Annotated in this window: 21 protein-coding genes and 4 tRNA genes; 9 read left to right on the forward strand and 16 right to left on the reverse strand. The window is 42.4% G+C overall.

Translation table 11 applies throughout. From position 1 onward, the window contains the following. Positions 1-2: 2 nt before the first annotated feature. The 6 genes from gnd to gltX all read right to left on the reverse strand — a co-directional run bounded on the left by gnd (position 3) and on the right by gltX (position 3,792). Complete coding sequence (gnd, locus tag GHNINEIG_RS06415) at positions 3-1,451, reverse strand: decarboxylating NADP(+)-dependent phosphogluconate dehydrogenase (protein WP_135795878.1); 1,449 nt, start codon at positions 1,449-1,451, stop codon at positions 3-5. 244 nt (positions 1,452-1,695) lie between these two features. Further along, positions 1,696-1,771, reverse strand: a tRNA-Glu gene (locus GHNINEIG_RS06420). Between the two features lie 102 nt (positions 1,772-1,873). Continuing rightward, positions 1,874-1,948: transfer RNA gene (locus tag GHNINEIG_RS06425), tRNA-Gly, on the reverse strand. A gap of 4 nt (positions 1,949-1,952) precedes the next feature. Beyond that, positions 1,953-2,028: transfer RNA gene (locus GHNINEIG_RS06430), tRNA-Glu, on the reverse strand. Between the two features lie 112 nt (positions 2,029-2,140). Then, positions 2,141-2,216: transfer RNA gene (locus GHNINEIG_RS06435), tRNA-Ala, on the reverse strand. Between the two features lie 163 nt (positions 2,217-2,379). Continuing rightward, positions 2,380-3,792 carry a glutamate--tRNA ligase gene (gene gltX / locus GHNINEIG_RS06440; protein WP_135795879.1) on the reverse strand — a complete coding sequence of 471 codons (1,413 nt, stop codon included), beginning with the start codon at positions 3,790-3,792 and terminating at the stop codon, positions 2,380-2,382. Between the two features lie 326 nt (positions 3,793-4,118). Between gltX and GHNINEIG_RS06445 the strand changes: the two genes are divergently transcribed. Continuing rightward, positions 4,119-5,924 (forward strand): M61 family metallopeptidase, encoded by a 1,806-nt coding sequence (locus GHNINEIG_RS06445; protein WP_135795880.1) that lies wholly within the window; start codon positions 4,119-4,121, stop codon positions 5,922-5,924. Then, the gene (locus GHNINEIG_RS06450; protein WP_135795881.1) at positions 5,909-6,154 is read left to right on the forward strand and encodes a SlyX family protein; all 246 of its coding nucleotides are present in this window, start codon (positions 5,909-5,911) and stop codon (positions 6,152-6,154) included. Before GHNINEIG_RS06445 ends, GHNINEIG_RS06450 begins: the two co-directional genes overlap by 16 nt. 67 nt (positions 6,155-6,221) lie before the next feature. Here the strand turns inward: GHNINEIG_RS06450 and GHNINEIG_RS06455 are convergent, their stop codons facing one another. From GHNINEIG_RS06455 to GHNINEIG_RS06465, 3 genes are all read right to left on the reverse strand, one after another. Beyond that, positions 6,222-7,154: a bile acid:sodium symporter family protein gene (locus GHNINEIG_RS06455; protein WP_135795882.1), complete on the reverse strand. Its 933-nt coding sequence runs from the start codon at positions 7,152-7,154 to the stop codon at positions 6,222-6,224. A gap of 18 nt (positions 7,155-7,172) precedes the next feature. Next, positions 7,173-7,631, reverse strand: a complete 459-nt coding sequence (locus tag GHNINEIG_RS06460; RefSeq protein ID WP_135795883.1) for a hypothetical protein — start codon at positions 7,629-7,631, stop codon at positions 7,173-7,175. 362 nt (positions 7,632-7,993) lie between these two features. After that, positions 7,994-8,290 (reverse strand): DUF1840 domain-containing protein, encoded by a 297-nt coding sequence (locus GHNINEIG_RS06465; protein WP_135795884.1) that lies wholly within the window; start codon positions 8,288-8,290, stop codon positions 7,994-7,996. Between the two features lie 212 nt (positions 8,291-8,502). Here GHNINEIG_RS06465 and GHNINEIG_RS06470 point away from each other — a divergent pair, with 212 nt between their 5' ends. The 3 genes from GHNINEIG_RS06470 (at position 8,503) to GHNINEIG_RS06480 (ending at position 11,585) form a co-directional block, all read left to right on the forward strand. Beyond that, the gene (locus GHNINEIG_RS06470) at positions 8,503-9,369 is read left to right on the forward strand and encodes an AraC family transcriptional regulator (RefSeq protein ID WP_135795885.1); all 867 of its coding nucleotides are present in this window, start codon (positions 8,503-8,505) and stop codon (positions 9,367-9,369) included. Between the two features lie 488 nt (positions 9,370-9,857). Further along, complete coding sequence (locus tag GHNINEIG_RS06475; RefSeq protein ID WP_262982076.1) at positions 9,858-10,667, forward strand: DMT family transporter; 810 nt, start codon at positions 9,858-9,860, stop codon at positions 10,665-10,667. Between the two features lie 42 nt (positions 10,668-10,709). Continuing rightward, positions 10,710-11,585, forward strand: coding sequence for a formylmethanofuran dehydrogenase subunit E family protein (locus GHNINEIG_RS06480; protein ID WP_135795887.1), 876 nt, complete (start codon positions 10,710-10,712; stop codon positions 11,583-11,585). A 98-nt stretch (positions 11,586-11,683) separates the two neighbouring features. Here the strand turns inward: GHNINEIG_RS06480 and GHNINEIG_RS06485 are convergent, their stop codons facing one another. The 7 genes from GHNINEIG_RS06485 to GHNINEIG_RS06515 form a co-directional block, all read right to left on the reverse strand. Beyond that, positions 11,684-12,346 (reverse strand): cupin domain-containing protein, encoded by a 663-nt coding sequence (locus tag GHNINEIG_RS06485; RefSeq protein WP_135795888.1) that lies wholly within the window; start codon positions 12,344-12,346, stop codon positions 11,684-11,686. A 92-nt stretch (positions 12,347-12,438) separates the two neighbouring features. Then, entirely contained in the window at positions 12,439-12,909 is a 471-nt protein-coding gene (locus GHNINEIG_RS06490; protein ID WP_135795889.1) for a Dps family protein, read from the reverse strand. A gap of 120 nt (positions 12,910-13,029) precedes the next feature. Continuing rightward, entirely contained in the window at positions 13,030-13,734 is a 705-nt protein-coding gene (locus GHNINEIG_RS06495; RefSeq protein ID WP_317616022.1) for a DUF445 domain-containing protein, read from the reverse strand. Between the two features lie 95 nt (positions 13,735-13,829). Then, entirely contained in the window at positions 13,830-14,780 is a 951-nt protein-coding gene (gene rluB / locus GHNINEIG_RS06500) for a 23S rRNA pseudouridine(2605) synthase RluB (RefSeq protein WP_135795890.1), read from the reverse strand. Next, entirely contained in the window at positions 14,777-15,445 is a 669-nt protein-coding gene (locus tag GHNINEIG_RS06505) for a site-2 protease family protein (protein WP_135795891.1), read from the reverse strand. Before GHNINEIG_RS06505 ends, rluB begins: the two co-directional genes overlap by 4 nt. Before the next feature lie 63 nt (positions 15,446-15,508). Further along, a complete protein-coding gene (locus GHNINEIG_RS06510) occupies positions 15,509-16,132 on the reverse strand; it encodes an L-threonylcarbamoyladenylate synthase (RefSeq protein WP_135795892.1) in 624 nt (207 codons plus the stop codon). Positions 16,133-16,258: 126 nt separating this feature from the next. After that, the gene (locus tag GHNINEIG_RS06515; RefSeq protein WP_135795893.1) at positions 16,259-17,104 is read right to left on the reverse strand and encodes a PHP domain-containing protein; all 846 of its coding nucleotides are present in this window, start codon (positions 17,102-17,104) and stop codon (positions 16,259-16,261) included. Positions 17,105-17,291: 187 nt separating this feature from the next. On the opposite strand from GHNINEIG_RS06515, the gene GHNINEIG_RS06520 reads away from it, so the two are divergent. The 4 genes from GHNINEIG_RS06520 to GHNINEIG_RS06535 are packed head-to-tail and all read left to right on the forward strand — an operon-like array spanning position 17,292 to position 19,334. Further along, positions 17,292-17,936: a septation protein A gene (locus tag GHNINEIG_RS06520; protein ID WP_135795894.1), complete on the forward strand. Its 645-nt coding sequence runs from the start codon at positions 17,292-17,294 to the stop codon at positions 17,934-17,936. 28 nt (positions 17,937-17,964) lie between these two features. Then, the gene (locus GHNINEIG_RS06525; protein ID WP_135795895.1) at positions 17,965-18,264 is read left to right on the forward strand and encodes a YciI family protein; all 300 of its coding nucleotides are present in this window, start codon (positions 17,965-17,967) and stop codon (positions 18,262-18,264) included. A gap of 56 nt (positions 18,265-18,320) precedes the next feature. Continuing rightward, a complete protein-coding gene (gene lexA, locus GHNINEIG_RS06530; RefSeq protein ID WP_135795896.1) occupies positions 18,321-18,782 on the forward strand; it encodes a transcriptional repressor LexA in 462 nt (153 codons plus the stop codon). A 42-nt stretch (positions 18,783-18,824) separates the two neighbouring features. After that, positions 18,825-19,334 (forward strand): asparaginase domain-containing protein, encoded by a 510-nt coding sequence (locus GHNINEIG_RS06535; RefSeq protein WP_135795897.1) that lies wholly within the window; start codon positions 18,825-18,827, stop codon positions 19,332-19,334. The last annotated feature ends 19 nt before the right edge of the window (positions 19,335-19,353 follow it).

Genomic DNA, 19,353 nt, shown 5'->3' on the forward strand with positions numbered 1-19,353 from the left:
TCTTACACCTCGTATGTACTTGAACTCACATTGCCACCGGACTGAATCCAGTCCGTATGAAAGTATTCTCCTCTCGGTGCATCGACTCTTTCATACGTATGGGCGCCGAAATAGTCACGTTGGGCTTGCAACAGATTAGCCGGTAAACGTTCACTGCGATACCCATCAAAGAAGGCCAATGCCGAGCTGAGCGCCGGTGTTGGAATTTGGTTTTCAATACCGAAAATGACTGCTTTTCGCCAATTATCCTCTGCGTTCTTAATGGCATCTTCAAAAAATGGCGCTCTTAGCAAATTTGAAAGGTTTGGCGATTCATCGTAAGCCTTTTTAATTTCAGCCAAGAAAGTGCTTCGAATAATACAACCGCCCCGCCACATTAATGCAATGCCACCATAATTCAATTCCCAATCGAACTCTTTCGCTGCTTCCGACATCAACATATACCCTTGTGCGTAAGAAATAATTTTAGAAGCATACAACGCATCATGAATGGCTTGTAGCATCGCGTCTTTGTCGGCTTCTGAAACAGCCGGCTTTCTTGGATAAAGTTTAGAGGCGGCGATTCTTTCTGCTTTCAGTGCTGACAAACACCGTGCGTAAACCGATTCGGTTATCAATGTCAACGGCATTCCCAGTTCCAATGAACTGATACCAGTCCACTTCCCTGTTCCCTTTTGCCCGGCCGCATCCAATATCTTATCAACGAGTGGTTCGCCATCCTTGTCTTTAAAACTCAAAATATCAGCTGTTATTTCAATTAAGTAAGAATCCAATACGCCTTGATTCCAATCAGAAAAAACCTGATGACATTCATCCGCAGACAACCCTAACCCTTCTCGCATTAATTGATAGGCTTCCGTGATGAGCTGCATGTCCCCATATTCAATTCCGTTATGCACCATTTTGACATAATGTCCTGCACCTTCAGGGCCCACCCAGTCACAACATGGTGCATTGTCAGATTTTGCAGCAATGTCTTGAAAGATCGGTTTCACCGATGCCCAGGCATCTAGGTTTCCACCTGGCATAATTGACGGGCCCGTTCGTGCCCCCTCTTCACCACCAGACACCCCCGTACCAACAAATAAAATGCCTTTTTCCTTTAAAGCTTGCGTCCGTCGAGTGGAATCGGTGTAAAGAGAATTTCCACCATCAATGATCATGTCCCCTTTATCAAGTAAAGGCACTAATTGATCAATAAATGAATCAACCACATCTCCGGCTTTAACCATTAACATCACCTTTCTGGGCGCTTTCAAGCACCCTACAAGCTCTTCAAGCGTACTCGCTCCTGAGACTGGACGATCTTCAACACGATTATGAATAAAGTCATCTGTTTTCTCTTTCGAACGGTTATAGACACAAACGTGATATCCATGATCAGCCATGTTCAACACCAAGTTCTGTCCCATTACCGCTAACCCAACCAAACCAATATCTGCTTTAGACATAACACCCCCAAGTAAGTACGCAAAAAGACGACAACTTCATTTTAATAACTCAGTACTAAAATGATAGTTTAATCCTAATTTTTTTAATTAATTTAAACCGTTATGACAGCGATAAAGCAAAAAGCACACCCGATTTAAAAGGCGCTGGGAACGATGAATTATTTTGAAAATAAATGAAGAGAATTTGAAAAGCGACAGACATAAAAAAAGCCCGTTTATCAAGCGATAAACGAGCTTTCAGAATTGGCGTCCCGTAGGGGAGTCGAACCCCTGTTACCGCCGTGAAAGGGCGGTGTCCTAGGCCTCTAGACGAACGGGACAAGTTTTGAATGACTTGTCATTCGTGCCTGTATTTCAACAAGCAGCAAGATGAAGTGCTTAACCTACTGACCTAGAAGTAGACAATTCATCCCACTTAAATATGGAGCGGGAAACGAGGATCGAACTCGCGACCCCAACCTTGGCAAGGTTGTGCTCTACCGCTGAGCTATTCCCGCGTAGTGGCGTCCCGTAGGGGAGTCGAACCCCTGTTACCGCCGTGAAAGGGCGGTGTCCTAGGCCTCTAGACGAACGGGACACAAAGTTGATTAACAGTGTTAATCCAATGTATTTCTGGTTTCCCAGTATTTTTCTCAGCTCTTACTTAAGTCCGGCCTAGTGGTCTTAAAACTAAGGAAAATAATCAGTTCTGGTGGAGCTAAGCGGGATCGAACCGCTGACCTCAACACTGCCAGTGTTGCGCTCTCCCAGCTGAGCTATAGCCCCCTTGAGCTGATGGCGCGTATTATATAGAACTGACGAGAGTGGTCAAGCATTTTTTAACAAAAGTGACATACTTTTTACTTTTCATGAAAACTTGCTTAAAAAACAGTCAAATTTCCAGTATTAAGAATAATACCTGACTCTTAAACTTCATCAGCCCTTTCAACTAGCTGTTCGCCTTTCTTTCTTCGATTGCTTGTAAAGCCAAGTCAATACGTGCCACGCATTTCTGCTGTCCAATCAATTCTGCCGTCGCATCTATTGAAGGAGATTGACCGCCCCCTGTAATCGCAACACGTAAAGGCATCCCTACTTTTCCCATACCAATTTCAAGTTCTTCCGCCGCTTGATGAACGGCTTCATGAATTTTACCGGCTTTCCAGTCTGATAGCTCCGCAAACTTCTTTTGCACCAAACGTAATGGCTCTTCCGCCACGGGACGTAAATGCTTTTTAGCAGCTCCAGCTTCAAACTCGGTAAAGTCTTGGTAGAAATACGCTGCGCTGTCCGCCATTTCAATTAACGTTTTCGCCCTTTCACGCAATAAATTTGCGACATGAGACAATTCTGGACCCTTTTCGGTATCAATCCCTTTTTGATCCATAAACGGTTTTAGGTTTTTGACCAAATTATCAATGTCCGTCATTTGAATATGCTGTTGGTTAATCCACAACAACTTTTCCATGTTAAAGGTTGATGGTGAGGCATTGACTGATTCCAATTGGAATAAATCGATCATTTCTTGAATCGTAAAGATTTCCTGATCTTTATATGACCAGCCTAAACGAACCAGATAATTAAGCAGTGCTTCCGGCAAGAACCCATCTTCTTTATATTGCAAAACCGAAACCGCACCATGACGTTTTGACAAACGACTACCATCTTCACCCAACACCATTGGAATATGCGCAAACTTTGGCGGCTCAGCTCCCAAAGCTTTATAAAGATTAATTTGACGAGGCGTATTATTGATATGGTCATCTCCACGAATCACATGCGTCATTTCCATATCCATATCATCCACCACAACCGTCAAATTATAGGTAGGTGTACCATCGGAACGCGCAATGACCAAGTCATCTAATTCCTTGTTGGCAACAACGATTCGACCTTTCACTAAATCGTCAATCACCACGTCCCCATCTTCTGGGTTTTTGAATCGAATAACAGGTTTCACCCCTTCTGGTGGCGTGCCATCAAAATCACGGTAGCGTCCGTCATAACGCGGCTTATCACCTCGGGCCTTCTGTGCTTCTCGCATTTCGTCCAACTCTTCAGGTGAGGCATAACAGTAGTAAGCCAAACCACGATCCATCAAATCCTGAATAACGGCCTTATAACGATCAAAGCGCTCTGTTTGGTAAATAGGCCCCTTATCATAATCTAGGCCTAACCACGCCATTCCATCTAGAATCGCCTGAACAGATTCTTGAGTTGAACGCTCTAAATCCGTATCTTCAATACGTAAGGTAAACTCCCCTTTTTTCTGCTTAGCATAAAGCCATGAAAAAAGCGCCGTACGAACGCCACCAATATGCAAATAGCCTGTTGGGCTGGGAGCAAAGCGAGTTTTGACCACAAAATTCTCCTAAATAATTTGGTCGTCTTCCTAACAAAGACAAAGATTCAAAAATGTAGGCATATTATAAAGGGAATATCCTTTCGATTGTGTGCTGAATTGAAAATATCACTGCATCTTTTATTAGAAAACTTTATTGAATTACTCAATCCGCACCCCCCTGATTGTGGCTTTAAATCCGCCCCTTTCTCATAGCCTGACTGTTTAATCAGATGCTTGATGCTTAGGATTACCAATAAGTAAAAACTTTGACTTTATAATACAATGATTAAAATAAATATCTTTAACAGTTATAGAACGATTCATTTAAGAGGACAATCTTCACAATGCCGGATATCCAGTATCGAATTAGCCCAGCCAATCCAAACGCCCACTTATTTTCAGTCACACTTGAAATTGCTTCTCCCGACTCAAAAGGTCAAACCGTCAGTTTGCCGAACTGGATACCCGGTAGTTATTTAATTCGTGATTTCTCCAAGCATATTATTGGCTTACATGCTAAAACCGCTTCTGGTGTTCCTCTTAAATTAACCCCTATCGATAAATCAACTTGGCAACTGGAGCCAATTAATGAGGCGGTCACGCTGTCTTATGAAGTTTATGCCTGGGATCTTTCGGTTCGAGGCGCTCACTTTGATACCACTCATGCGTTCTTTAACGGCACCTCGGCCTTTTTGGCAGTTGATAATCAACGAGAAAAACCATGTCATGTCGAGCTGGTTCGATCCGAACATGCTCGAACAGAAAACTGGCAAGTTGCGACCACCCTTCCCCAACAACAAACCGATGCGTTTGGTTATGGGCATTATGTCGCTCAGAATTATTTAGACTTAATTGAATACCCCGTTGAAATGGGCAACTTCCACTGCTTAGAATTCACCGCCTGCGGCATTCCACACCGCATGGCACTGACAGGGCGTATTGAATTCGATCGTCTGGATAAAGAAAGACTAATCAACGATTTAACTAAAATCTGTGAAACCGAGCTTAATTTGTTTGGCAAACCTTATCCGGTTAAACAATATTTATTTCAAGTTACTGTCACAGAAAAGGATTATGGCGGCTTGGAGCATATGGATTCGACAGCGCTGATTTGTGCTCGAACCGACCTGCCTTACCTTACCGACGAAAAAACCACCGATGGCTATACTCAATTCCTAGAGCTCTGCTCCCATGAATACTTTCACACCTGGAACGTTAAACGCATTCGCCCTGATGTTTACCAAGCGCCGTTGTTGGATAAGCCTGTTTTTACAAACCAATTGTGGTGGTTTGAAGGCATTACCTCTTTTTACGACCTGCAAATCCTTAACCGCGCCGGCATTTTAGACAATGACACTTATCTGGATCGGCTTGCGAAAGAAATGACACGTGTCTATCGAATGCCAGGTCGCTTTAAACAATCTGTGGCGGAATCCAGCCTCATGACCTGGACCAAGTTCTACCAACAGGATGAAAACGCACCTAATGCAATTGTCAGCTACTACACGAAAGGTAGCTTATTGGCTCTCGGATTGGATTTAACCATTCGAGCCGGAACCAACAACCAAAAATCATTGGATGATGTTCTCCTGACTTTATGGCAAAGATATGGCGTCACCCGTAAAGGTATTCAAGAAGGTGAAATCGAAGCACTTTGTTCAGAAGTGTCCGGCATCGATTTAACCGACTTTTTTGACCGCCACTTATTCGGTACAGAAGACATTCCTTTTGAATCTTTATTTGCTAAGTTCGGCATTGATTTTACCCTTCGACCTGCGATTAACGTAAAAGATCCAGGTGGCAAAACCGAGCAGAAAAACTTCCCTCCACAATTGGGAGCAAACTTAATCAACACCGAGCATCAAACCGTTCGACTGACCCATACTTGGAATGACCAACCAGCCAAATTAGCCGGATTAGCTTCAGGTGATGAGATCATTGCACTGAATGGATTCAAAATCAGCAACATTCAAGGGTTAGAAGATTTTTTAAGACGACATCAAGTGGGTGACCACATTCAGTGTCATTACTTTCGCCGCGATGAACTGTATGAAGCCTGCCTGAAACTGACAAGCCCGGTGCAGGATAGAGTCTTGCTAGAGCATGCACAAAACACACAAAAAGAGGTCTTAGAATGGTTGACGCATTAAAAGAACAGGTTATTGATTTAACTGATAAAATACATCAATTAGAGGTTAGCTCTGCGTACCAGGAAGATGTGATTGAACATCTCAATCAAACACTGGGAAAACAGCATCAAGAAATTCAGCAACTACAGGCCCAAATTCGATTACTTTCCGACATTCTTAAAGCCTTAAAAGATGAAAGTAGCTCAGGTATAAAGCTACCCAGTGAAGAAATACCGCCACCACATTATTGAGTTTAGCAAAAGACCAACTTGTAAATTAGAGTCATAAAAACCGCCAGGCCTGGTGGTTTTTTTGTTTTTATGATTGATCGTTCTGATGTTGTTTTTGGTCTTTTCTTTGCCAGTATGCGGCTAATACCGATCCTGAAATATTATGCCACACGCTGAACAGCGCCCCTGGCAACGCACTCATTGCCGTGAAATATTTCAATGCCAAGGCCACACTCAGTCCAGAATTCTGCATACCAACCTCGATTGCCACTGTGCGCGCGGTTCTTTCATCAAACCCTACCAGCTTACTGATGCCATATCCTGAAATTAGACCAATCGCATTATGTGCTATCACTGCCAAAGCCAACACCCAAACAACGCTTTGTAGTTGCAGATGGTTCAACGCCACGACAATCGCAATAATAAAAATAATCGCAAACATCGAGAACACCGGTAAAACAGGTTGAATCAACTGCAACGGTTTGGCGAAAAAGTGATTGAGCAACACTCCCAGGGAAATGGGCAACAAAATCAACTGAATTAAACTCACCACCATTTCCCAAGCGGGTACAGCAACCGTCTCATCCAAATAAAACCAAGTGAGAAACGGTAGTAACACAATCGCACACAGCGTTGAGATCAGTGTCATACTCACGGATAAAGCCACATTGCCTTTCACCAGATACGTCATCACATTGGAAGCCGTACCCCCAGCTGTCGTGCCCACTAACATCAACCCGATGGTTAATTCTTCAAAGAGGTTCAACACATTCGAGAGCCCCAAAGCGGCTAACGGCATCACCACAAACTGAATACCAACCCCTAACATCACTGCAGTCTTGCGCTGCAACACGTCTACGAAATCCTGCCAGCGTAACGTCATTCCCATCCCAAGCATGACCGCCATTAACAGCGGAACAATGGACGATTTCATCTCAACCAGCGGTTCGGGAAAAATCAACGCATAAGCAGAAAAAATTAACACCCAAACAGGGAAAAGATAAATCGAAAAGATCGCCATGAAGACTCCATTTGCCAATTAATGTTTTACTGACTGCTCATCTGGCGGTGTTAATTTTAAGAAAACGCCTAAAGCCGCCAATAAGAAAGCCGTGCTGATAATAATAGCGACAGGATAATATAAATTCCCAGCAAGGTCTAATTGACTGTACTTGATGACCATGATCAACCCTTCTAGCGATAACGCCACACACACAGTTCCAATAAAACGCGGTAAAGTGCGTCTTAACATTGTAATGACCCCATGCTCAGCGGCACTGCTGCCATACTCAGCACAGATCACCGTTGCCAATTCAAACACTGCCAAAGAGATAATACCGCCGTTGATGAGCTTGATTAAAATCTGCATCAGATCCGTGCCATTTCGAATATCATCAAACACGATCACCAACATTGACACCACGATGGCCGCCGATAGGCTGTAGAACAATAACGAAAATAATTTAGCAAACAGTTCACGAGCTGAAAGATTCAACATGGATTCATCCTTTTTATTTTTAGTATTTTGGTTTTTCTTTTAAAAAAAGAACCCCCTCTAAAAGTAACCGCCTTAAAGCGCATCACTAAAAAATATTTTAAAGGACAACCTCTCTAACACTCTGACAACAGTTTTAAAGGAAGGGCTGGCAGTTTGATTTGAACAAAAGGAATTTATGTCATTTGTGCTTTTTTAAGAACAAGTTCAAAACCTTATCTTTAAAATTTAACTTACGACATCAGCCATTAAACAACATTTTTCCCACTCATTTTGAAATGACTGTCAAAGCATCCGTTCAAAAATATTAAAAGAGTTTTGAAAATCTTTCTGATAGGTTTTCGTTCAGAAGAGTAATTTTTAAATTAACGTAACGATTTTTCCCAGATAACGTGATCGTGATTACGGTGCGCAGCATCCAATAATTCTAATAAAGGCTGTGCACGATGCGCTAAACTCACCGAATCATCTTCCCAATCATCTCCAGATTGAGCCGAAGGACTTTCGAGCGCATCACTTAATTTATTCATTGCCTGCTCAACCTCTTCTTCGGTTAATGCGCCAGGCACAGTTGCACTGTGTCCCATTAAGCTAATCAACTTCAGCGCAATATCGTCAAACATACTGACATCAGCATGATGTTTGGTTTGAAAAAAAATCATTGTGATACTCCTGTTGAATTCATATTTAGCATAACATGTTCTGAAAAAACCCTCTTATCTACTAGCAATTACGTAGATAATAATCTTATATATTCATATAATTTAATGCTGATTTCTTTAATAAATAAAATTGAGTAAGTTCAGCAATTTCAATCAGGCTTACATTCAGTCAAAACCTCACAATGTCTTCGACTTAGGAGGCAAACCCAATTATGAGTAAACAAGCTGTTAAACGTTACGCCAACCGTATGGAACAGGTCTATGATTATATTCAAGCTCATATCAATGATGATCTATCGATTGAAAAATTAAGTGAAGTGGCTTGTTTTTCAAAGTTTCATTTTCATCGACAGTTTTCAAGCTATACGGGGATGACGGTCGGCAAGTTTGTTTTGATGCAACGATTGAAACGTGCATCACAACAACTGGCCTACAATCAAACGATGCGGATTATTGATATCGCACTGGAAGCTAACTTTGAAAGTCCAGAAGCTTTTTCTAGAGCTTTTAAAAACACATTTGGTCAAACGCCTTCTCAGTTTAGACAATCACCTAATTGGCAGAACTGGCGTGCCCAGTATGCCCAACCTATTATTGAGAGGAATATCGTTATGAATATTGATCTGATTGAATTTGAGCACACTATGATTGCGGCATTGGAACATAGAGGGCCAGCCGAAAAAATTGAAAACTCACTTAAAATTTTCCGAGAGTGGCGAAAGACAACCCCTTACTCTCCTGTTACTAGCCATAGAAGTTTTGGGCTGGTATATGATGATCCAGATACAGTTGAGCCTGCTAATTTTAGGTTTGATCTATGTGCAGAAGTGACAAAAACCATTCCTGATAATGCACAGGGGTTAGTCAACAAAACAATCCCAGGAGGAAAGTGCGCCGTATTACGTCATGAAGGGAGTTTAAAGACCATTGGCGATAAAGTACGTCATCTTTATTGCAACTGGTTACCTAACAGTAGTGAAGAGCTAAGGGATTTTCCGTGCTTTTTCCATTACACCAACTTAAATGGTGAAATGCCTGAAGATGAATTGATCACCGATATCTATTTACCGCTCCAATAATCAAGGATTCCCTTTTCATTTACCCTTTAAAACCACCAGGCCTGGTGGTTTTATGCCCATAACTCTATCCTTTGCCGGCCTTATAAATGCCTTTTTTACATAATTCAAGGCCTCTTCTACACAAGGGTTTGTGCAACCCTCTTCAAAACCTTCAAGAGAATATTCACGGGCACAGAAAATATCAAATGCGATGAAGGTACCACCACGTACTCACATGAAGAGATTTTAAATAAAAAAGCTTTGGCACTAAATCAACGGTTCAAGAAACAGATTGATAACTAAACACGTATTGTCAGTTAGAAAAGTCTTCGGGTCAGTTTATGATTGGTATTGACAGCCAGAGGTTTGCGGAGCGATACTTAACGAAACACCATCGTCATCCATGTTTCACCATGTCCTAAGGAGCGCAAATGACGAGTCTATCTACGACTTTCGTGATGTTGGCGGCTTTATGCTGGGGAATCTCAGGAGGCATTGGTGCAATTCTCATGGCCGAAGGCTGGGATGCGTTGGTGGTATCGTTCTACCGAGGCGCCATTGGATTCTTATTTGTGCTTGCCTGGTTAGCCTTTCGACCACGCAGCAGTGGATTATCAAATCCCATATTGTGGTTTTGGTCAGCTCTTGCCGGTCTCGGCATTGCATGTAACTTCACATTCTACTTCGTGAGCATTTCTGAAGGCAGCGTCGCAGTTGCGGCAACCTTAATGTATTGCGCACCCGTGTTCGTCTACCTTGTTTCATCTGCACTCAAACTCGAAAGATTCACCGCTTCCAAGGGCGTTGCGATTGCATTGGTTCTGCTTGGAATTGGACTGCTCACACGTATTTACGATATTGAATCGGAGGATGTCACTCTAACCGGATTGGTCACCGGACTACTTGCGGGGGTGTCTTACGCCATCTTTATTTTCGGCTTCAAGTATGCTGGCGCATACGGCAGCCCTCAATCGATTCTGGTAATTGCATTCGCGACACTTACTGTCGTTCTTATAGGACTGGGGAATAAGGCGCAGATGGTTTTAGTACTGAGTACATCAGATTGGCCACTGTTTGTAACCCTTGGCGTACTTGGCGCGGGATTGTCGTTCATTGTTTATTTTATTGGTCTAAAGCGGACTGCGGTGACCACCGCTTCAGTGGTGGCAATGATCGAACCTGTCACCGCTACCCTATTCGGCGTATTGGTTTTAAATGAAACTCTGGTCAGTTCGCAAATTGTCGGGATTGCACTGATTATGATCACTGTAACGGCGCTGAGCATATCTTCTCGCACCCGACATACCCCTTATGGTTAATCATAAGGGCTGAGTTAATTAAATTCAAAAGGAGAAGTAGTAATGAATATAAACCCATTTTATTTAGGAGCCATTTTGTTAATCTGTCTTAATGCCTCTAGCCAGGCACAAGAACCCACCTATAAACAAGGGGTTAATATCTTCATAGAAACGGGCGTCACTAAGCCAGATCGTACCCCTACCTGGTATGCTCCAATGGTCGCAATGCCGTATGCCCCTGTTTTTGAGATTCTTGCAACCAGGGGAACTCAAGGACGATATTATCAACGCACTTATGCCGTAACGATTAAAGATATGATTAAATGGCATGGTCATGATTGCGAGGGAACAACACATGCCGCCAATAGTATGAAAATGGCTTTTGAGATCCTTTTTCCTGATGGAATCATAGACAGAAGTGTTTTAAAAGCGATTTCAGGAACGGGACCATGTTGGTCAGATGCAGTTGCATTCCTGACTGGAGCACGCATTCAATATGGTAATCTTGGCTTTTTTAAAAACAAGAATTACAACCATGCTGTTCTTTTGTATCGTGAAGATACTAAAATTGCTGTTCTGGCAACTTGGAAAAAAGGCATTAATAATATCCCTGGAGAGCCTGTCGTTCTTCCTGGAAAAATAAAATGGACGCCTAAAGTTAATATGCAGGAAGTTATCAACCTTAAAAAAGAGGTTAAGAATTCAAAGGGACACCCGACACCCTACCAAGTAGACCTTTTGCGCTTTTATCAATGGAAGCATATTAACGACGTGCTGAGTCATCCTTTGCATGAAAGCTATCAAGCAAAGGTCATTAAAAACTTCAAATGGGACGATTGGGTTGATAAAGGAAAAACATTCACCAACCCTATTAAGCGGGGCGACATTAGATTGAAAAACTACCCATACCGTAAAACCCCCATTGTAGAATCGAAGTAATTTGTGTTCGTATGGCGTTTGTATGACTTATTTGACCTGAAAGAGGCAGTAAGTTGGGTTTTCATAATAAATAAAGGGCTCAAAGCCCTTTTTTATTCTTACAAATGTCCTGTTTTGACGTAAATCAAAGTTTCTTCTTCTACATAAGGGTCATGCAAACTTAAGTGTGGGCTTCGAATCCATGTGCCTTTTGGATAACGGCCATGCTCGTCAATAAACTCGCCTTTCAAAACCAAAATCTCTTCGCCCCCCCAATGATGATGCGGTTGGAACTTTTCACCCGGCGGCCAATATACCAGCGCAGAATGTTCGGTCTGAAAGCTATGCAAACTTAACACTTCTAAATTACCGATTCCCGGCTGCATCGCGGCTTGATTGGTATCCAATACCACCTGCTCGGTGTCTTCTGGAGAGAACTGTTCCAGTTTCACAAAGATGACACACCCTTCTTTAGAGTGCGGCGAATGAATTGAACCAGGAGGATTGCGTAGATAAGTGCCGGCGGGATAATCACCATTTTCATCAGAAAAAACGCCTTCTAACACTAAGATTTCTTCACCTAAACCATGTTGATGTGCTGGAAAACTGGCACCAGGAAAGAATTGAACGATGCTGGTCGCCCTGCCCGATTCAGCAAATTCCCTTTCCAGTGGTTTGCGCAATACATTGTCTGCACGACTACCGACCCAAGCCAACTTTTCGGTCTCCACAACCACTTTTTGGGTGAAATCCATATTAAGTGCTTCAGATAGGTCGGACATAATATTTCCTTTTAAATCCGCTTAATAAAAAAAGGGCAGAATAAAAAACCACCCAGAGGTGGCCTTTTAATAAGAAAGATTCATTAACAGGTTTATTGACGAGTTGCGCGAAGCATCCAAGCGGTTTTTTCATGAACACGCATACGATCTGATACCAGTGCGGCACTGGATTCATCATTCGCTTCTTCCGCAACTTTTAAGACTTCTCTTGCCGTTTTGACAACTTGTTCATGACCTTTTGTCAAAAGATCGACCATTTTCATGGCGTCAGGAATGTCTTCTACTTCTTGAATCGAAGTCAGTTTTGCAAAAGCTTTATAAGTTCCCGGAGCAACGACATCCAATGTTCGGATACGTTCGGCAATATCATCAACAGCGATCGCAAGCTCTGTGTAATGTTCTTCAAACATCAGATGCAGTTCACGAAACTGGGGTCCGGTGACATTCCAATGGAAGTAGTGTGTTTGTAAGTACAAAGTATAGGAATCAGCTAATAAACGCTTTAATCCTTCTGCCGTATTCAAACGATCTTTTTCAATAATTCCAATATCGATATCACTCATTTCTGACTCCTTATAGGTTGTTTAGAATGAATAACCTGCCTTTATGAGTATAAGTTCTGTCAAACTTTGTTACAACTCTTTTTAGACCATAACAAAAGTGAAAAGGAATTTTTCGATAGATTAAACGATGAAAAACGTGGACACAAAGCCTATCAAACCACCAAAAACACCCCCCCAGACAACAAGCCAGCCTAAATGTTCTTTTATCATTTGTTGTACCATGGATTTTACAATTTGCGGCGTGAGCTCTGCGAGCCGTGCTTCAATGATGGTTTCTACCTTGGCTCGAATTTCTGCCATCACATCTGGTTGATCGATCTCATCTTGCAATAATTTTACAAAATGCTCATTTTCTGTCATTTCAATCAGAGATGATTTCATATTGGTGATAAAAGGTTCTTTCAAGGGGGTTAATGCATCCGCCCCACCAAACATGCCCAACATGCTGCCAAAACTAGAATTCATTATCACATCCACCAACCGATCAAAAGCTGGTGTTAAATCCACCTTTTCAATCACAGGCGCCAAATGTAAATTAGGTTTGCCGCTTTGGCTGACAAACCGGTCAATGTTTTCCTGACTGAAAAATTGTTCCATCATCAACTGACGAATAGCAGATTTAAACTCTTCAAATCGTGCCGGAATCACCCCCGAGCCAACTAAGCCGGGAACTTTCTCAAACAACATATAAATCGCGAGCCAATTGGTAATGGCACCCGATAAGGCAAATAAACCAATCATTAATAGCCATTGGTTGTCCAGCACAACACCTGACACTAATAGTAAAAAACTGATTAAGTTGGTAACAATACTTTTATTCATCATAGTCGGTTTCAATTATTTATTCTAAAAGGGTCTGCAAATTCAATATATTAAACTGTAAAAAAACAGCCAGGCCTGGCTGTTTTTAGCGATTACTGTTAACGACGTCGTGTCGATCTTGGCTTAGATTTTTCTTCACGGTGGTTTTCACCTTTTTCTTTGTATTTCCCGCGCCCAGTCTCTTTCTTAAACGGTTCGGCATGTCTAGCAGACATTTTTTTCGCTTTGGCTGGGTTGTTTCTTAAATCCGGACGAGGTTCTTCAGGTAAATCGACTGATTTCAGCAACTGGTTGATTTGCTTCCAGGTTAAAGGTTCACTTTTACCTCTGCGCAAATTACGTGGCAACGAAAATTGCCCATAACGCGTTCGAACCAAGCGACTGACTTGCACGCCTTGTGACTCCCAAATGCGGCGCACTTCACGGTTTCTCCCTTCCTTGATTACCACGCGATACCATTGATTAATAGACTCTTCTTCCTGTTGTGGAATTTTGCCAATGCTTTCGAATTTGGCAAAACCGTCTTCCAACTTGACGCCTTTTTTAAGGCGATTCAAAATCTCATCGGACACTTCACCAAACACTCGTACGGAATATTCTCGTTCCATTTCATAAGAAGGATGCATCAATCGGTTTGCCAGTTCACCGTTGTTGGTAAGAATCAACAACCCAGAAGTATTGATATCCAAGCGACCAACACTGATCCAGCGACTATTGATGATTCTTGGCAAGCTGGTGAAAATGGTTTCACGCCCTTTTTCATCTTTACGGGAGCACACCTGCCCTTCTGGCTTGTTATAAAGAATGACCTGCGTAGGCTGTTTTTCAAGGCGGGTTTCTTTAACCAGCTGGTCGTTTACTTTGAGGGTGTCCGTTGGAAAGGCACGGTCTCCCAGTGTGGCGACTTTACCATTCACTTTGACCAGGCCTTGCGCAATGAGTTTTTCCACTTCACGACGAGAACCAAACCCACCTCGGGCCAGTATTTTTTGCAACTTTTCTCCGGCTGGTTTTTTAGAAGAAGCTGTTTTTGAAGATGATGTCGTCATGACGATAGTCCTACCATTTGGAGTAAATAAGCCTGTAATGCTTGATACGGGCCAGAGATAATAGGGCCAAGCACACCAAGAAGCAAGAGACCTAATAAAATAAAGAAGCCATAAGGCTCTAAACGGTTATATGAATATGCTACACGGGCTGGTAGCAGAGCAGATAAAACCCGACTTCCATCAAGCGGTGGAATGGGAATCATGTTCAACACCATCAGCACTAAATTAATGGCAATCCCCGCCATACCGGAATAGGTTAGGAATTGTCCAATATTGTCTGGCGATGCGCCACCTGCAGATAAGTCATACCCTAACTTCGCAATAAAGGCCCATCCAATGGCCATGAGAAAATTGGAAAGCGGCCCTGCAATCGCCACCCAAGCCATATCGGCAGATGGATTTTTAAAATTACGCGCGTTAATCGGCACCGCTTTCGCCCAGCCAAACACAAATCCACCAAGTATTAATAAAGTAATTGGCACCACAATGGTTCCGATAAGATCAATATGCTTTAAAGGGTTTAACGTAACACGTCCCAGCATTAAAGCGGTTTTATCCCCTAACTTAGAAGCCACCCAACCGTGAGCTGCTTCATGCAACGTAATGGCCATCAGAACAGGAATCGTCCATATCGCAATTTTCTGCATCACTGTTAATTCAATCATATCTGCCTCGAATGTTTAAACATGCCATTTATCCTATGAACTTTTCAACACAAGATAATGAATTTACTCTTTAAATTCGCCTTGTCCCTGACGAATCAATTCGGGCACATCGTCTGTGAAATCAATTACAGTAGTTGGCTCAAATCCACAAAAACCACCATCTAAAACTGCGTCTAACGCATGCCCCAAGGTTTCTTGAATAGACCAGCCATCAGTCATCGGAAGCTCTTCTCCTGGTAAAATCAACGAAACCGAAATCAATGGTTTATCAAAGAAGGACAACAATGCATTGGTAACGACATTAGGCGTCACCCTCAATCCGATTGTTTTGCGCTTAGGCGTCTGTAAGCGTCTAGGGACTTCACGGCTCGCGGGTAGAATAAAAGTATAAGGGCCAGGTAAATGCGATTTTAAGTAACGAAATTGAACATTACCTACCTTTGCATAAGCTGACAAATGGCTTAAATCAGGACACACAAGTGTAAAGTGATGTTTTTCATCTAGGCGACGGATGGCACGAATTCGATCTGCGCCTTCTTTGTTATCAAGTAGACAGCCAAGCGCGTACCCTGACTCGGTTGGATAAGCGATTACTCCGCCCTTATTGAGCACATCAACAACTTGCAACAATAATCTTTCTTGAGGGTTCTCAGGGTGAACTGAAATGTATAAGCAATCTTTACGCACAATCTTAATCCGGTTAAAGGCTATATTCTTGTAAAAAACCAACGCTTTTTAGGCGTATTCGAATTATACACGAAACCCTTATGAATCATACCAGTGAATCCGGTATAGTCCGGCCATTATGCGCAACTAAGACGTAGTGATCGGGGTCTCGAATAATTCCCAAACTGGAGTGCATTTTGTTGGCATAGGTGCCAACCATCCCAATCCTCGCCAAGTATGCTCTGGACGATGAAAATCCGACCCCATTGAAGCATATAGCTCAAACCGCTCTGCACGATCTGCCATACCGGTTTGCTCAGCACATACTCTAGGCTGATTGACCACTTCGATTGCTTGCCCGCCAGCGGCTTTGAAATCTTCAATCATTTTATTCAGTTTGTTGGAAGTCATTTTATAAATATGAGGGTGAGCAATCACCGCGATGCCATTGGCAGCTTTAATCCAGCCGACGACTTCCTCAAGCTCGGGCCAGTTAACCTCTGCATACATCGGGCGACCTTTTTTGAGATATTTATCAAATGCTTGTCGCTGATTCTTGACAACCCCCTTCTCAATCAAAGCCTGTGCAAAATGATTTCTTCCAATCATACCCTCTTGAATTTTCGGTAAAATATTTTCGAGAATTCCATTCAAGTTTCGGCGCTGAAATTTAATGTCTATTTCAAATGCTCGTTTCCAACGCTTGATTCGATTCATTTTCAAACCTGCTTTTAAAACCGGGTTATCAATATCGACCTCTAATCCGACAATATGAATGGTGTGCCCTTTCCATTGGCAAGAAATTTCTGAGGCTGCAATCAGCTCAAGATCTTGCTCCACTGCATAATCCTTAATGAGCTCATAGCCATGAGTCGTATCATGATCGGTAATGGCAAGTGTTGTAATGCCTTTTTCCTTGGCAAGATCTACTAATGCTTTGGGTGTCAACGCCCCATCAGAAATACTGGTGTGACAATGAAAATCGACTTTCATAAGGCTCCTAAGAAAAAGGGAATACAGAGTAAAAGCGTGACTAAAATCGTAAAACACTCGGCTTTACCTTTCTTTCACGGGCAATCCCATATAAAATGCTGCTTTATACTCATTGAGAGAGTTGTCAGACTTTAACGAAAAACCACTCTTTTTATTATTCTATCAAACACAGCACAAAAGTATTCCAATGAAACTATTATTTGACCTTTTTCCCGTCATTCTTTTCTTTATCGCCTTTAAGCTTTACGGCATTTATGTCGCGACTGCCGTCGCAATCGTTGCATCAATTGTTCAGGTAGCCTACGTTTATGCTAAAAACAAACGCGTTGAAAAGATGCACATTATTACGCTGGCACTGATTGTGATTCTCGGTGGCGCGACCTTAGTTCTGCAAGACGAAACGTTCATCAAATGGAAACCAACCGTCGTTAATTGGGGGTTTGCTTTGGTTTTCTTGGGCAGTCATTTTATTGGACAAAAACCGATTATCCGTCGAATGATGGATCAGGCGATTTCTTTACCAGATGCAGCTTGGATAAAACTCAGCTACATGTGGATCGCTTTCTTTATCTTTTCAGGAATTGCCAATATTTACGTGGCTTATCAGTACGATACAGATACCTGGGTCAACTTCAAACTCTTCGGGTTGATGGGGTTAACACTGGCCTTTATCTTAATTCAAGGGGTGTATATCAGTCGCTTCATAAAATCTACCGACACAGATCAAGTGGATGAAACGGAAGAGAAGATTATGGACAACACCATTGAAACCCTTGCTGAAGTGGAGCTGGACTCTGTGGTTGAAACGAAACATGATTCTAAAAAGTCATAATTTAGACCGTCGTTAGAGGAAAAACCCTATGTTATATTCTATTTTTGCTTATGATGTTGAAGACAGCTTACCATTACGTGCAAAAGCACGCCCAGGCCATATCGCTCGCTTAAACGAAATGGCCGAAGCCGGCCGCTTGGTTTTGGCGGGACCTAATCCAGCCATTGATTCTAACGAACCAGGCGAAGCCGGATTTACTGGCAGTTTAATTGTGGCGGAGTTTGACTCTATCGAAGAAGCTCAGGCCTGGGCAAATGCCGACCCCTATTTGGCGGCAGGCGTGTATGAAAAAGTGGAAGTCAAACCCTTTAAAAAGGTGCTTCCATAATCTTGTTTTTCCCGCTATGATGATACTCTCATTCAAGTTTTAAATAGGATTTAACCATGTCGAATGTTGCTTATCTTATTCCCAAACGTAATCAAAAATTACAACTGGAAGCCGCTGATCCCGTTGAGTTGGTGGAATATGATTTTGTACAGGTTCCTTTACTCGGGTGGACTTCCGCTGGGGAACCCATTCAAATGGAAATGGATTACGACACGGTTTCCGTACCTCAAAGCATGGTCCGCAAAGAAACCTTTGCCCTTCGCGTCAAAGGGAATTCCATGATTGAGGAAAACATTGAAGACGGAGACATTGTCATCATCGAACGCCGTTCAACGGCTGAAAATGGTGAATCCGTCGTGGTTCGCATCAATAATGAAGAAGTCACAATGAAAAAGTTTTATATTGAAAAAAACGGTATTCGACTTCAACCAGCCAATGCTGACATGGAACCGATCTACATTACTAATGAAAATATAGAAATATTGGGCATTGTCACTGGTATTTTACGTCAACCTTAAACTAACTTTTTTCAACTTTAACGAATTTAGTTTCCAAACCGAATGAAAGCATCTCCTCAACCTATTACACTTCTAGTCACTGGTGGCACTTTGGACAAAGATTATCAGGCCACCAGCGGTGAGTTGATTTTTTCTGAAACCCACTTACCTAAATTACTGGAAGAAGCGAACAGCACCCTGCCAATTAAACTGAACGTTTTAATGCTCAAAGACAGCTTGGAGATGCTGGACTCAGATCGACAGAAAATTCTCGACGCTTGTCTGGAAAGCGCCACGGATAGAGTGGTTATTACTCATGGAACCGACACCATGACCGATACCGCCTTATTCCTGAAAAACTCGCGTCAACTGACAGATAAAACCGTGGTTTTAACAGGAGCAATGCGCCCTTTTCAGCTTAATCAATCGGATGCTTCTTTCAACCTTGGCACAGCATTAATGGCTGCCCAACTCGCTTCTTCAGGGATTTATATTGCAATGAACGGTGAATTATTTGAAGCCAGCCAAGTCAGCAAAAACCGACAACAAGGTATTTTTGAGCTACACACCTAAAAACTCTTGCTTTAAATCA

This window comes from Hydrogenovibrio crunogenus (genome assembly GCF_004786015.1).
Taxonomy (GTDB): domain Bacteria; phylum Pseudomonadota; class Gammaproteobacteria; order Thiomicrospirales; family Thiomicrospiraceae; genus Hydrogenovibrio; species Hydrogenovibrio crunogenus.

Bases quoted from the DNA above. Each gene is read 5' to 3' on its own strand.
- gnd (WP_135795878.1), bottom strand. From the start codon at position 1,451: ATGTCTAAAGCAGATATTGGTTTGGTTGGGTTAGCGGTAATGGGACAG.
- GHNINEIG_RS06445 (WP_135795880.1), top strand. From the start codon at position 4,119: ATGCCGGATATCCAGTATCGAATTAGCCCAGCCAATCCAAACGCCCAC.
- GHNINEIG_RS06450 (WP_135795881.1), top strand. From the start codon at position 5,909: ATGGTTGACGCATTAAAAGAACAGGTTATTGATTTAACTGATAAAATA.
- GHNINEIG_RS06455 (WP_135795882.1), bottom strand. From the start codon at position 7,154: ATGGCGATCTTTTCGATTTATCTTTTCCCTGTTTGGGTGTTAATTTTT.
- GHNINEIG_RS06460 (WP_135795883.1), bottom strand. From the start codon at position 7,631: ATGTTGAATCTTTCAGCTCGTGAACTGTTTGCTAAATTATTTTCGTTA.
- GHNINEIG_RS06465 (WP_135795884.1), bottom strand. From the start codon at position 8,290: ATGATTTTTTTTCAAACCAAACATCATGCTGATGTCAGTATGTTTGAC.
- GHNINEIG_RS06470 (WP_135795885.1), top strand. From the start codon at position 8,503: ATGAGTAAACAAGCTGTTAAACGTTACGCCAACCGTATGGAACAGGTC.
- GHNINEIG_RS06475 (WP_262982076.1), top strand. From the start codon at position 9,858: ATGGCCGAAGGCTGGGATGCGTTGGTGGTATCGTTCTACCGAGGCGCC.
- GHNINEIG_RS06480 (WP_135795887.1), top strand. From the start codon at position 10,710: ATGAATATAAACCCATTTTATTTAGGAGCCATTTTGTTAATCTGTCTT.
- GHNINEIG_RS06485 (WP_135795888.1), bottom strand. From the start codon at position 12,346: ATGTCCGACCTATCTGAAGCACTTAATATGGATTTCACCCAAAAAGTG.
- GHNINEIG_RS06490 (WP_135795889.1), bottom strand. From the start codon at position 12,909: ATGAGTGATATCGATATTGGAATTATTGAAAAAGATCGTTTGAATACG.
- GHNINEIG_RS06495 (WP_317616022.1), bottom strand. From the start codon at position 13,734: ATGATGAATAAAAGTATTGTTACCAACTTAATCAGTTTTTTACTATTA.
- rluB (WP_135795890.1), bottom strand. From the start codon at position 14,780: ATGACGACATCATCTTCAAAAACAGCTTCTTCTAAAAAACCAGCCGGA.
- GHNINEIG_RS06505 (WP_135795891.1), bottom strand. From the start codon at position 15,445: ATGATTGAATTAACAGTGATGCAGAAAATTGCGATATGGACGATTCCT.
- GHNINEIG_RS06515 (WP_135795893.1), bottom strand. From the start codon at position 17,104: ATGAAAGTCGATTTTCATTGTCACACCAGTATTTCTGATGGGGCGTTG.
- GHNINEIG_RS06520 (WP_135795894.1), top strand. From the start codon at position 17,292: ATGAAACTATTATTTGACCTTTTTCCCGTCATTCTTTTCTTTATCGCC.
- GHNINEIG_RS06525 (WP_135795895.1), top strand. From the start codon at position 17,965: ATGTTATATTCTATTTTTGCTTATGATGTTGAAGACAGCTTACCATTA.
- lexA (WP_135795896.1), top strand. From the start codon at position 18,321: ATGTCGAATGTTGCTTATCTTATTCCCAAACGTAATCAAAAATTACAA.
- GHNINEIG_RS06535 (WP_135795897.1), top strand. From the start codon at position 18,825: ATGAAAGCATCTCCTCAACCTATTACACTTCTAGTCACTGGTGGCACT.